At 36.7% G+C, this 13,428-nt stretch carries 10 protein-coding genes and 2 pseudogenes; 8 read left to right on the top strand and 4 right to left on the bottom strand.

Going from position 1 to position 13,428, the window contains the following annotated elements; translation table 11 throughout:
* Nucleotides 1–13: 13 nt before the first annotated feature.
* The gene (locus tag AT575_RS08930; RefSeq protein ID WP_102778030.1) at nt 14–946 is read left to right on the top strand and encodes a dihydrodipicolinate synthase family protein; all 933 of its coding nucleotides are present in this window, start codon (nt 14–16) and stop codon (nt 944–946) included.
* 7 nt (nt 947–953) lie between these two features.
* Nucleotides 954–1,838 (top strand): ROK family protein, encoded by an 885-nt coding sequence (locus AT575_RS08925; RefSeq protein WP_102778093.1) that lies wholly within the window; start codon nt 954–956, stop codon nt 1,836–1,838.
* A gap of 42 nt (nt 1,839–1,880) precedes the next feature.
* Here the strand turns inward: AT575_RS08925 and AT575_RS08920 are convergent, their stop codons facing one another.
* Nucleotides 1,881–2,693 carry a MurR/RpiR family transcriptional regulator gene (locus AT575_RS08920; RefSeq protein ID WP_102778029.1) on the bottom strand — a complete coding sequence of 271 codons (813 nt, stop codon included), beginning with the start codon at nt 2,691–2,693 and terminating at the stop codon, nt 1,881–1,883.
* Between the two features lie 212 nt (nt 2,694–2,905).
* Between AT575_RS08920 and AT575_RS08915 the strand changes: the two genes are divergently transcribed.
* The 4 genes from AT575_RS08915 (at nt 2,906) to rnmV (ending at nt 8,283) form a co-directional block, all read left to right on the top strand.
* On the top strand, nt 2,906–4,834 hold the full coding sequence (locus AT575_RS08915) for a fructose-specific PTS transporter subunit EIIC (RefSeq protein ID WP_102778028.1): 1,929 nt from the start codon (nt 2,906–2,908) through the stop codon (nt 4,832–4,834).
* Nucleotides 4,835–4,910: 76 nt separating this feature from the next.
* Complete coding sequence (locus AT575_RS08910) at nt 4,911–6,839, top strand: BglG family transcription antiterminator (RefSeq protein ID WP_102778027.1); 1,929 nt, start codon at nt 4,911–4,913, stop codon at nt 6,837–6,839.
* Between the two features lie 108 nt (nt 6,840–6,947).
* Entirely contained in the window at nt 6,948–7,724 is a 777-nt protein-coding gene (locus AT575_RS08905; protein ID WP_102778026.1) for a TatD family hydrolase, read from the top strand.
* Nucleotides 7,693–8,283: a ribonuclease M5 gene (rnmV, locus tag AT575_RS08900; protein ID WP_102778025.1), complete on the top strand. Its 591-nt coding sequence runs from the start codon at nt 7,693–7,695 to the stop codon at nt 8,281–8,283. Before AT575_RS08905 ends, rnmV begins: the two co-directional genes overlap by 32 nt.
* A 212-nt stretch (nt 8,284–8,495) precedes the next feature.
* Here the strand turns inward: rnmV and AT575_RS08895 are convergent, their stop codons facing one another.
* Nucleotides 8,496–9,020 (bottom strand): hypothetical protein, encoded by a 525-nt coding sequence (locus tag AT575_RS08895; RefSeq protein ID WP_102778024.1) that lies wholly within the window; start codon nt 9,018–9,020, stop codon nt 8,496–8,498.
* A 195-nt stretch (nt 9,021–9,215) separates the two neighbouring features.
* Between AT575_RS08895 and rsmA the strand changes: the two are divergent.
* Nucleotides 9,216–10,087: pseudogene (gene rsmA / locus AT575_RS08890) on the top strand (16S rRNA (adenine(1518)-N(6)/adenine(1519)-N(6))-dimethyltransferase RsmA).
* A gap of 88 nt (nt 10,088–10,175) precedes the next feature.
* Here the strand turns inward: rsmA and AT575_RS08885 are convergent.
* Nucleotides 10,176–11,025 (bottom strand): annotated as a pseudogene (locus AT575_RS08885) (DNA-binding domain-containing protein).
* Nucleotides 11,022–12,317: an ATP-binding protein gene (locus AT575_RS08880; protein WP_102778023.1), complete on the bottom strand. Its 1,296-nt coding sequence runs from the start codon at nt 12,315–12,317 to the stop codon at nt 11,022–11,024. Before AT575_RS08880 ends, AT575_RS08885 begins: the two are co-directional and overlap by 4 nt.
* Before the next feature lie 103 nt (nt 12,318–12,420).
* Here AT575_RS08880 and argF point away from each other — a divergent pair, with 103 nt between their 5' ends.
* On the top strand, nt 12,421–13,419 hold the full coding sequence (argF, locus tag AT575_RS08875) for an ornithine carbamoyltransferase (protein WP_102778022.1): 999 nt from the start codon (nt 12,421–12,423) through the stop codon (nt 13,417–13,419).
* The last annotated feature ends 9 nt before the right edge of the window (nt 13,420–13,428 follow it).

Genomic DNA, 13,428 nt, shown 5'->3' with positions numbered 1-13,428 from the left:
ATAGGAGTTAAAAATGCCAGAGAAAAAATTAAGGAAGTATCAGGGAGTCATTCCAGCCTTTTATGCCTGCTATGACAAGGATGGAAATATTGATCCAAAAGCTGTTCAAGCATTAACAGGTTATTTTATTGAAAAAGGAGTTCAAGGTCTTTATGTGAATGGGTCTTCTGGGGAATGTATTTACCAAAGTGTTGAGGACAGGAAGATAGTCTTGGAAAACGTCATGGCAGTAGCTAAAGGGAAGTTAACCGTTATTAATCATGTGGCTTGCAACAACACTAAAGATAGTATTGAATTAGCAAAACATGCTGAAGAGTTAGGTGTTGATGCCATAGCTGCCATTCCACCAATTTATTTCAAATTGCCAGATTATGCAGTAGCTGACTATTGGAATGCCATTTCTCAGGCAGCTCCAAAAACTGACTTTATTATTTATAATATCCCTCAATTAGCCGGAACGGCACTAAGTCCTAGTCTTTATCAAACAATGTTGGAAAATCCTCGTGTCATTGGGGTTAAGAATTCGTCAATGCCTGTACAAGACATTCAAATATTTTCTTCTTTGGGAGCTGCAGATCATATTGTCTTTAATGGACCAGATGAACAATTTTTAGGCGGACGCATGATGGGAGCTGCAGCGGGTATTGGTGGTACTTATGGAGTAATGCCAGAGTTGTTTTTAAGCTTAAATCAGCTCATTGCTGAAAAAGAAATTGCTAAGGCTTATGAACTACAATGTAAAATCAATGACATTATTTCAGTTCTTGTTTCAGGTCATGGAAATATGTACGCAGTAATCAAAGAGGTTCTAAGAATAAATGAAGGCTTAGATATCGGTTCAGTTAGGTCACCACTTGCCCCACTAATTGAGAGTGATCTGGCTATTTGCCAAGAAGCGTCAAATCTGATTATATCAGCTAAAGCTGAATTTTGTGAAGGTCGGTGAGTCAACAATGACATATATTTTAGCCATTGATATTGGTGGTACTGCTATTAAATATGGACTCATCACAAACAAAGGCAAACTTCTTAGCAAACAAGAAATTGCAACCGAAGCTTCAAAAGGTGGTCCGGCTATCTTAGAAAAAGTGATATCTTTGGTCAACCATTTTAATCATGAAGTTGAGCTAAAAGGGGTTGCCATTTCGACAGCTGGAATGGTGAATCCGGAAGTAGGAGAAATTTTCTATGCCGGACCTCAGATACCAAATTATGCAGGAATCTCATTTAAAAAGAGTATAGAGCAAGAATTTCTTATTCCTTGTGAAGTAGAAAATGATGTCAATTGTGCCGGTTTAGCAGAAGTTATTTCTGGCAGTGCTAAAGATGCCAGCGTTGCTCTTTGTCTAACAATAGGAACTGGTATCGGTGGTTGCCTATTAATCGACTCCAAAGTTTTTCATGGTCATAGTTTTTCGGCATGTGAAGTGGGCTATATGCACCTTAGTGATGGAGAATTTCAGGATTTAGCATCGACTACTGCCTTGATCAAGGATGTTGCAAAACGCCTTAATGATAACACTGAGAATTGGACAGGACGGCGGATTTTTGAAGAAGCTAAAACTGGTAATGAAGAATGTAAAGCAGCAATCAACCAACTTGTTGATTATTTGTGCCAAGGTATTGCAAATATTTGTTATGTTGCAAATCCGGAATGTGTTGTACTTGGTGGAGGTATTATGGGTCAGAAAGAATATTTAGAACCCTTAATTAAAAAGTCACTCTCTAAGTACCTAGTCTCAAGTATCTTTGAGAAAACTAAGGTTGTCTTTGCCTGCCATGAAAATAATGCAGGAATGTTTGGAGCCTATTATCACTTCTTGGAGAAACAGAGTTAATAAACCAAAACAAAAAGTTCTAAACATGATTTAGAACTTTTTTCACTTGATAATGGTATTTTTAAAAATTTCTTCTTTCTGATCTTTATCAATAGCAGAGACGTAGGCATATATGATATCCATCATGATTAAAAGTGGAAACTGTGGAGTGATGCGATTGCCGTAGTTCAATTTATGGTTGGATGCAACGGCAATTGTTTCAATGTTTTTTGGGAATGGCTGGTTACTGTTAGTTGTCAGCAGAATAGTCTTAGCTCCCTTTTGACTGGCCTTATCTAGGGCCTCGATAACCGAGCGTGTTTTACCTGAGAGTGAAAAACCAAAGACCAGACAATTGTCGTTAACTATACTATTGGCCCAAGTGAAGCCATCGGTGTCAGAATAAGCGTCACAGATGAGACCGAGCCTCATAAAACGTAATTTCATTTCTTGGGCAACCAGGGCAGAAGACCCTTTGCCATAGAAGTAGATCCGTTCAGCTTGATCAAAGGCCTTGGCTAATTCCTGCAGTTTACTTTCGTTAACTAAATCATAAGTCTTATTCACTAAAGCATCATAATCTAAGAGGACTCGCTTAGTGAGTTCTAAATGGAATGGCTGAAAGCTAACCCTTGATTCTTGCAGGCTTTTGCTATATTCGAAAGAAAACTCGCGGTAGCCAGCGAAGCCACATTTTTTAGCAAAACGGGTGAGGGCTGCCTGAGAAATGTGTAATTTAGAAATGATTTTGGCAGCGGTCAAATCATCGTCTTCAAGTTCGGTTTCAATAAAAAAGCGACCAATTTCTTTTTCTAATTCGGTCATTTGTTCTAAAGAGTCTTCAATCTGGGTAATTAAACGATGATCTCTGCGCATGTCAAATCCTCCTGTAAGCACTACCAATTCAGTATATCATAAATTAATGAAAGGTATAGGTGAAAATAAAGTCTTCACAATATGGGGAATCAATCAATTCTTATAGGTCACTTAGGGCAAAAGTTTCCGGAGCAACGGAAGTTGTTCTTCCTTAAGTTTGACTGGCAGCTCTGCTATACTAAAAATGACTAAAAGAGGAAAAAGGAGAAAAAATGAAGAAGATTGTTGCAATTACTTCTTGTCCGGTTGGGGTCGCTCATACCTATATGGCGGCTGAAAATTTAGAAAATGCCGGTAAGGAAATGGGTTATGACGTCAAGGTCGAGACGCACGGTTCTATAGGGGTTGAAAATCGTCTAACAGCCAGCGATATTGCCCAAGCAGATGGCGTTATTATCGCAGCGGATACTAAAATTGATAAGAGTCGCTTTAATGGAAAACCTGTGATTGAATGTGGCGTTCAAGAGGGGATTCATCATCCTGAAGACTTGATTCAAAAGATTGCTGATGGCCGAGCAGAACGCTATCAGTCCATGGAAGTTTCGGAAGAATCAGCTCAAGCTGGTGAAGATAGCCTGGGACAAAAAATATACCGTAGTTTGATGAAGGGTGTTTCCTATATGGTACCTTTTGTTGTAACAGGTGGTTTGCTGATCGCTGTTTCTTTGTCTTTAGGTGGTCACCCAACTCCAGAAGGCTTGAAAGTTCCAGAAGGAACCATGTGGTCAACCATGCTAACACTTGGTGGAGCTGCTATGGGTCTAATGGTTCCAATTCTATCAGCTTTTATTGCTGAAAGTATTGCCGATCGTCCTGGTTTAGTACCTGGTTTTATCGGTGGTATGCTTGCTGCCAATGGTTCGCTATATGGTAGTACTGCTAACGCTGGTTTCATCGGTGGTATTATTACCGGTTTCCTTGCCGGTTTTATTGCTCTAGCGATTAAAAAAGTTAAGGTTCCAAAGGCGCTTCAATCAATCATGCCGATTATTGTCATTCCGATTTTAACAACCTTGATTGTTGGTTTCCTATTTATCTATGTCATTGGGGGTCCGGTTGCATGGCTCTTCACCTCACTCACTCACTTCTTGGCGGGCATGCAAGGTGGAAGTCAGGTTATCCTTGCCATGATTTTAGGGGCAATGATTGCCTTTGATATGGGTGGACCTTTCAACAAGGTAGCCTTCCTATTTGGTTCAGGTCTAATTGCTGATGGCAACTACTCTGTTATGGGACCAATTGCGGTTGCTATTTGTATCCCACCTTTAGCTTTAGGGGTTGCAAGTCTTTTATTGAAGAACCGTTACACTAAGGCAGAGCGTGAAGCAGGTAAAGCATCACTTGCTATGGGCTTATTTGGTATTACTGAAGGGGCTATTCCATTTGCTTCAACGGACCCACTTCGTACTATTCCAAGTATTGTTGTTGGTTCAATGGTTGGTAGTGTAATTGCTATTCTTTCAGGTGTAACTGACCATGTTGCCCATGGGGGTCCAATTGTCGCAGTACTAGGTGCTGTGGATAATGTCTTAATGTTCTTTGTATCCGTTATCGTTGGCATCGCGGTTACAGTTCTGATGTTAAGTTTCTTAAAACCGAAACTCCAAGTAGCTGGTCCTGTAACTGGAGCAACTCATGTGGATGAAAATATTACTGAAGAAAAGATCAGTCATTCTGAGCAATCACAACTTAATGTTATGGATCTACTAGCAGATGAAAGTATTACTTTAGATTTGGCTGATGACAGTAAGGATAGCGCCATTACTGATTTAGCCAGTCGTTTGGTCAATACAGGTAATGTTGCTGAATTAGAGACTTTTAAAGACGACATATATGCGCGAGAAGGCGAAAGTACGACAGGTATTGGTATGGGAATTGCTATTCCGCATGCTAAATCTGCGCTAGTCAAAAAACCAAGTTTAGCCTTTGGACGTTCAACAAAAGGTCTTGACTGGCAATCCTTAGACGGTGAAACTGCAAAATTGATCTTTATGATTGCCGTTCCGGAAAATAATCAAGATGATATCCATCTCAAAATTTTACAAAGCTTATCTCGTAAATTGATGGACCAAGATTTCCGTCAAGCTTTATTAAACGCTCCAACTAAAGAAGATGTTAAGAACTTATTGAAAGAAATTTAATCTGAAAATCAAATAGAAAATCGATATGCTATGATAGAAGCATATCGATTTTCGGCGTTTTTGAAGAAAGGAACCTATGAATTCAAGACAAATCCAGTTAGTGCAAGATTTGATTAAACAAGAATATTACCAAACAACTAGTGTTCTTGCTAAAAAATTAGCTGTCTCAGAGCGGACCCTACAAAAAGACCTTTCTACGATCAATGCACTGATTGAGAAACAGAGAAATAGCCTTGTTTTGGAACGAAAAAAAGGGATTGGCATCTTATTAAAGGGAGATTCTTTGGACAAAGAGAAACTCTTAGAACAACTGATGGAAGTGGCACAGACACCTCCAGATAATCAACAGTTGCAAGAACTGATTGTCTTTCATATTCTTCAAAATCCAAATGATAAGATTAGTTTGGATGAATTAGCCGAGCAACTCTTTGTTAACCGGAAGTTAATCCAAGAAGAAATTCGCAAATTAAAGCCTTACTTTGCTTACCATCGCTTAGAATTAATGACTAAACCTGGTTATGGAACTTATGTCCTTGGTGAGGAAGACCAGAAGCGACGGTTGCTGATACAAACTTTAAAAAAGATGAAGAAATCTGATTTAAAAAATCCTTCCCTAAAAGAGTTCTTTAAGCAAGACCGTTTGAAAGTGGTTAGAGACACCCTGTTAGAAGTTTTAGAAGCTAATCAGATTTCTGTTGATAGTGATTTAAGTAATATTGACTATCATATCTATTTTATGTTAGAAAGGATGAAAAGTTCTAAGGAAGTTGAGTTAAGTCTTTCAGAAGTAGAAGCTGTCGAAAATTCGCAGGCGCAAGCAATTTCTAGTCAAGTTCTAGCGCAACTGGCTATGATTTATCCTATCCAATTTTCACCTAGTGAAATTAATTATTTGGCTTTAAGAATTGCTTCGTCGCTTCCCTCTTTGCGGCCAGATCTACAATTTGATCAAGAAGCAGCGGCATTGATGGATTATTTGATTCAGCAAGTCAGCGATATTCTATCTTACCCTCTGAGAGAAGATGCTATTCTCAAAAGCAACCTTAGCTCCCATCTTTCGTCGACCTATTTTCGCTTAAACTATCACTTGAGCATTTCAAATCCGTTGACGGAGGCCGTTTTTTATGCCTATCCACAGCTGTTTTTGGTTTTACAGTTGCTCTTGGATGACTATTTTAAGCAAGAAGAGCACTTTGTTCCTCAGGATGAGATTGCTTACTTAACCATTCATTTTCAGTCGGCTATTGAAAGACAAAAATTTCAAAAAAGCAAGACTTTTAAGGTCCTATTAGTTAGTGAATATTCCAAGGCGATGGCCACCTTTATTGAGGCCCGTCTCAATCGAGAGTTTCCTGAACTTCAGGTGGTGGATTTGGTCAATCATAAAGAGTCTAGTGGGTTAAGGAAACACTCAGGTTATGATTTTATCTTATCAACAGTGGCTTTAGAAATGGAGAAAATTCCTGTTATTCAGATTTCACCGATGATAAGCCAAGATGATTTGATGACCATTGAAAAGTATATGTTAGAAAATAGCCCTGGTGAACAGGGCCAAAGCTTTGATTTAGCTTCATTTACCCAACCTTTCTTTATCTATCCGCAATTGGAATTGGATAACCCTGAAGCTATTTTACGCTTTATGGGAAATAATTTATTGGCTCATGATCATGTTGAAGCGCAGTTTGTTAATGAACTCTTATCACGGGATCGTTTTTCAAGTACAAGAGTGGCACCTTTTATAACCTTGCCCCATGCTAACCCTAAATTTGTCAAACAATCCATGGTTTCCATTGCAACTTTAAAAAAACCTATTGATTGGCATGGCGAGATGATTTCCATTGTTATGATGATTTCGGTAACCAAGGAAGTCTTAAAAAGTTCAGAATTTAAGAAACTCTTTTCAGTGATTCACTACATCAGTCAAAATCCAGACTGCTTTAATAAGATTTGTCAAACGCAAAATGTACTGGAAATCTTAAGCCTTTTATCCTATTATGAAATGTAAACAGCTAGGACCCTGTCTAGCTGTTTTTGAGTGGCATCTTCTGCCAAAGGCAAGTGACATATGTTATAATAGTCAAACGAGAAGTGTAAATTGAAAGGTGGTCACAAAATGCTTGAAATTTTTGATACCCATACCCATTTAAATGTAGAGAACTTTATTGGTAAAGAGGATGAGGAGTTGGCTCTGTCTAAAGAGATGGGCGTGATTTATCATAATGTGGTCGGCTTTGACCAAGAAACAATTGATGGTGCACTTGCCTTGGCCCATAAGTACCCTGAGGTTTATGCCACTATTGGTTGGCATCCGACGGAAGCTGGTTCTTATAACCAGGACGTTGAGGAGATGCTTATTTCACATTTAAAGGACTCTAAAGTGACTGCTTTAGGGGAAATTGGTCTGGACTATCATTGGATGGAAGATCCTAAAGAAGTACAGATTGAGGTCTTTAAGAAACAAATTCAACTGTCTAAGGATTATAATTTACCTTTTGTGGTCCATACCCGTGAGGCTTTAGAAGATACTTATCAAGTCATCAAAGAAGCTGGTGTGGGCCCTCGTGGGGGAATCATGCATTCTTACTCGGGTTCCTTAGAAATGGCTAACAAATTCATAGAGCTCGGCATGACTATCTCTTTCTCAGGAGTCGTTACTTTCAAAAAAGCACTAGACATTCAGGAAGCAGCTCAGCAATTACCCCTAGACAAAATCTTGGTAGAGACCGATGCCCCTTACTTAGCGCCTGTTCCTAAGCGTGGTCGGGAGAATCGCACAGCCTATACCCGATATGTGGTTGATAAGATTGCGGAATTACGGGGTATTTCAGTTGAGGAAGTGGCTGCCGCAACGACAGAAAATGCGAAAAGGATTTTTAGAATTGACAGATAGAATTAAAATTCAAGAAGTGGTAGTTGTCGAGGGTAAGGACGATACAGCTAATCTAAGACGTTTTTATGAAGTCGATACCTACGAAACGCAAGGTTCAGCGATCAATGAGGAAGATTTAGAACGCATCCAGAGATTGCAAGACTTACGTGGTGTTATTGTTTTCACGGATCCTGATTACAATGGGGAACGGATTCGAAAAATCATCATGCAAGCTGTACCAACGGTCCGCCATGCCTTTTTGAACCGTGACGAGGCTGTTCCAGGATCCAAGTCCAAGGGACGATCACTGGGTGTTGAACATGCCTCTTTTGAGGACTTGCAAAAAGCCTTGTCAAAAGTAACCCAAGCTTTTGATGATGATAACCAGTTTGATATTACAAGTGCCGATTTAATGAGGCTGGGTTTAACTCTAGGTCAAGAAAGTCGACAAAGACGGGAATTTTTGGGGAATCAACTCCGCATTGGCTACTGCAATGGAAAACAACTTTTAAAAAGACTGGATCTTTTTGGCATTACTTTAGCAGAAGTTGAAGAGGTCATGGCTGACTACAATAAATAATGAAAACTCACAAGGTTGGCTTGTGAGTTTTTGATTTGCTGTCTATTGTTTTCGAAAAATTAATTCAACTAAATTAATGAGAAGAAATAAACCTAAAATTTCAAACCAATTTGGATGAAAATTGCCGTGTCCAAGGCTTAATAAATAAGAAAAAATGAGATAACAAACTGTTGACAATAAGGCTAACGGGAAGTCATATTTTACCCAGTATTTTAATGTCCTGCGCACTGAATTCCGTACCAAGATAAAAGTGCAGCTGTAGCTGCCACATTTCGTTTAATCCCATTTTTAGCTAACCAAGAGACGGCAAATTTGGCTGCTTCTTTCCAAGCCTTTCTTTGTACAAAACTAACAAAAGCACTAACTTTAAACATATCAGCAATATCTGAAACAGCTTTGTCTTTCATACAAACTACAAATGAACTTATGCTTCTTTTTCTACGGCCCGAAGATATAGGAGATAACTCACTAGAGGCCATCAAATTAATGAAAGCCTGTATTTCTTCAGATGTATAGTTATTATTTAAATAATCATAGTTAATAGAATAATTATTACCAGAAATAATTATTCCATTTGAAAATAATTTTTCGAATTCGATTGCAACGGCATCAACTTCTGATTGACTGATATACTTTTCTTCATTTGCATAAACAGTAGTTACTGTTGAAGATAAATAAGGAAAAATACTACATATTGTCAAAATGTAAACAACTATTTTAAAAATCTTTTTTTTCATTAACTATCCTTTCTGCTTAGTATTAATTTATTTTTTAGTCGACGATTTTTAATTTAATTAGATTAATCTTATAAAAAAATAATAAACAATTTATGAAATATTGTCAATACATTTTGACAAATTTTTCCCATTTTTTTATGAGGTAAAAAAATTATGCTACAATAGAGAAAAGAAAAAAGTAGGAATATAAATTAAATGAGAATTGCTGATTACAGTGTGACTAGAGCTATCCTTGAACGCCATGGTTTCACTTTTAAAAAATCCTTTGGTCAAAACTTTTTGACGGACACCAATATCTTGCAAAAGATTGTTGATACGGCAAAGATTGATAAGGATGTGAATGTTATTGAAATTGGTCCTGGTATTGGAGCTTTAACTGAGTTTTTAGCTGAGAATGCAGCGGAAGTTATGGCTTTTGAAATCGATGATCGTTTGGTTCCCATTTTAGCAGATACCTTAAGAGATTTTGACAATGTTCAAGTTATTAATCAAGATATTTTGAAAGCTGATTTACAAACACAAATAAAAGCTTTTAAAAATCCGGAATTACCTATCAAAGTTGTTGCGAACTTACCTTATTACATCACGACTCCAATTCTCATGCACTTGATTGAAAGTAAAATTCCTTTCCAAGAGTTTGTGGTTATGATGCAAAGAGAAGTGGCCGATCGCATATCTGCTGAACCTAACACCAAGCTTATGGTAGTTTATCAATTGCCGTTCAATATTATATGGCTGCAAAAGTTGCCTTTATCGTTCCAAGAACAGTCTTTGTTCCAGCACCAAATGTGGATTCTGCTATCCTAAAAATGGAACGCCGTGTTGAACCTTTAATTAAGGTTCAAGATGAGGATTTCTTCTTCCGAGTTGCTAAGATGGGCTTTGTCCATCGTCGTAAGACTCTTTGGAACAATTTAACCAGTCATTTTGGCAAAACTGAAGAAGTTAAAACGAAGCTAGAAAAAGCTCTAGAGCTTTCAAATATTAAACCTTCAGTTCGTGGTGAAGCACTTACTATAGCAGAATTTGGTAAATTAGCTGACGCTTTAAAAGAAGTAAATATATAAAAAGATTCCTATTTATGTGAAATAAATAGGAATCTTTTTATATATGGAGTTAAATCGATGAAGATGAGGTCATTCTTTATTGTTACTATTATGTATAAAGTGCATTATGACTTTGAACGATGAGTTCATCAAAGAATTTACGTAGTGCAATTTTACCACCATGATAACTTTGTTCTTGAATGACTTGGATTTCCTGGTGAATATTTTGGTAGCCAAATAGTGCATTTGCATATTGAAGTGTGATTTCATTTTCAAAATCGTCAATACAAAGGTGAGCAATATTGATCATTGCTTTTTTTACAGCACGTCTAACCCGTTGCAAGATGATTTTTTGTTGATGAGCATCTAATCCTAAGGAGTCTTCAAAGTCTACTTTTTCGAAGGTGATGTTATGATCAAGCATGACTTTACAAATAGTCATAATATCAGTATAGCCTGCTTCTGAAGTAATCCCTAAATAGGATAATATGGTTCGGATTTTTTCGAGTTGTCGTTCTTCAATATTTTCTTGAGTTTTCTGAGCAAGATTCGGTCCTAAAAGATCTTGTATAAGTTTTAACTTGGCCTCCATTTCAATGCTTTTTTTGACTTTTTTAACCACAGAACGAACTTCAACGATGTTTATTGGTTTACTAATAAAAAACTCTATTCCTGCGTGGTAGGCATTTTGACGAAGAGTTTCATCTTTTACTTGAGAAATCATAATGAATTTTAATTTAGGCCGACTCTTATGTATTTTTTCAACTAAAGTTACTCCATCTAGTTTAGGCATAAGTAGGTCTATCAGAACAATGTCAATATCAATCAACAACAAATCATTATAGGCTTCGGTAGAATCATTTGTGGTTTTTGCATACTGTATGATTAAAATCTTCTTCAATGATTTCTTGAAGAATCATTGTCATCGATGGATCGTCATCAATGATATAAAATCTCATTCGCTCACTCCTTTCATTAACCGTTCTTTACTAAGAGTAACCGTAAAGATGGCACCTTTAGGGTTGTTATCAGAACAAGAAATCTTTCCTTCGAATTGTTCTTCTACAATAACTTTGACATTAGATAAGCCAATACCACGATAAATATCCCCATTGGCATCAAATTTTGTTGAAAAACCAGGTTGAAAAATATATTTTTTCATCTTCTCAGAAATACCTGGGCCATTATCCTTAATAGTTATTATTAGTAAATGATCGTCTTCTTTTGTACTGACAGCGATTGTGCCATTTTTTTGCTTATCTATTGCTTCAACTGCATTTAATATAATGTTTGAAATGACAGTAAGGAGGAAATAATAGTTGGAAACACTCATCTTGCTTTTGATATGTTCTGTTATGATAATATCTTGCTGATGGGCTTGAATTAAACTTCTAACATATGATAAAACAATACGAAAGATATCTTTAAGTAACATGCTCGATTCATTTTCAACACTAAAATAAGTACCTAATCCTTTTATCACATTTTGATAATCTTTCTTTATTTCATGGACATCCCTGGCAATATCTAAAGATAAATGTTGGTATTCTTGAGGAAGATGATGTTTTGTCAACTCTTTATCCAATAAATATGCATTTTTCATAATGTTTTCAATTTCAAGTATATTTTTTTGCATAAAATAGACTTCACTTTTTACAGCAGAGGTTGACCAAATAAAATAATAGTAGCGTTGTTCGTGATAATCCTTTAATAAGAGAAGTGACATATAACTATATGTGTAAGCTAAGGCACAACTAACAAAAGCTCTGATTAATGCTGTTAAAAATAGAAGTTGAAAAATTTTTAATGAATAATGGTGAAAATTTAAGAGAAGACTTATTTCCAAAATATTTGAAAGATAATCACAAATGATGATGGCTAAAAAAAATGTTCCTTTATTACGGTAGGAGCGACTCCAATATATAAAATAAAAGCAAGATCCATAACATAAATAGAATGCCATATCCGTTAACACGAATTCGATTATTTTTAAAAAGGAGGCATCTCCAACTACCATTAATAGTAATCCTCTGAATATAGGGGAAACTATTGCAATTCCCAAACAAATACTAAAGGGATTGACATCATCGTTGAAAAATAAAAAAACGGGCAGTATAAAAAGAGATAAGGTCAGTATAAAGCCGTCAGTTATTGTTGAAATATGAATTTGTGCTGCTAGAGCAATAGTTATAGCTGCAACAATAATTCTTTGTCGTCTTTCTAAGTGACTTTCTGATAAGATATCGAGCATAAAAAATTCCTAAAATTTATTTGTGATTATTTTTGAGTAAAACTGAAGATTTGTGAAAGCGCTAACTATACTAAGAGTATAAATAAAAAGGAGGCAATTAGCAATGAAAAATTTACGTAATCGTAATTTTCTAACTTTATTGGATTTTACAACTCAGGAAGTCGAATTTCTTTTAAATCTCTCTGAAGATTTAAAACGTGCTAAGTATGCTGGAATTGAACAGCAGAAGTTGGTAGGTAAAAATATCGCACTCATTTTTGAAAAAGATTCTACTCGAACTCGTTGTGCTTTTGAAGTTGCAGCATATGATCAAGGTGCTCATGTAACTTATCTTGGCCCTACAGGAAGTCGGATGGGTAAGAAAGAGACGGCTAAGGATACAGCAAGGGTTCTTGGTGGTATGTATGATGGAATTGAATACCGTGGATTTTCACAAGAAACGGTTGAAATTTTAGCAGAATATGCTGGAGTACCTGTTTGGAATGGTTTAACAGATGCTGACCACCCAACACAAGTTTTAGCGGATTTCTTAACCGCAAAAGAATGTCTTAAAAAACCATATCAAGAAATTAACTTTACCTATGTTGGTGATGGTCGTAATAATGTCGCTAATGCCTTGATGATGGGGGCAGCAATTGTTGGGATGACCTTCCATTTGGTATGTCCAAAGGAACTTCAACCTGAAAAAGAACTCTTAAGCAAATGTCAAGAAATTGCTAATAAAACTGGAGCGATCATTGAGGTAACTGACGATATTGAACAGGGAGTTCTTAACTCTGATGTTCTTTATACAGATGTTTGGGTTTCAATGGGAGAACCAGATGAAGTATGGAAAGAAAGAATTGCTTTACTAGAACCTTATCGTGTGACTCAGGAAATGATTGAGATGACAAAAAATCCAAATGTTATCTTTGAGCACTGTTTGCCTTCTTTCCATAATATTGATACCACAGTCGGAAAAGAAATTTTTGACAAATATGGTTTGAAAGAGATGGAAGTCACAGATGAAGTTTTTGAGGGTCCTCATTCAGTTGTCTTCCAAGAAGCTGAAAATCGGATGCACACTATTAAAGCTGTCATGGTGGCAACCTTAGGCGACTAGGGGGGATAT

This window comes from Streptococcus penaeicida (assembly GCF_002887775.1).
GTDB lineage: Bacteria > Bacillota > Bacilli > Lactobacillales > Streptococcaceae > Streptococcus > Streptococcus penaeicida.
This window is presented reverse-complemented; position numbering and strand designations above follow the sequence as displayed.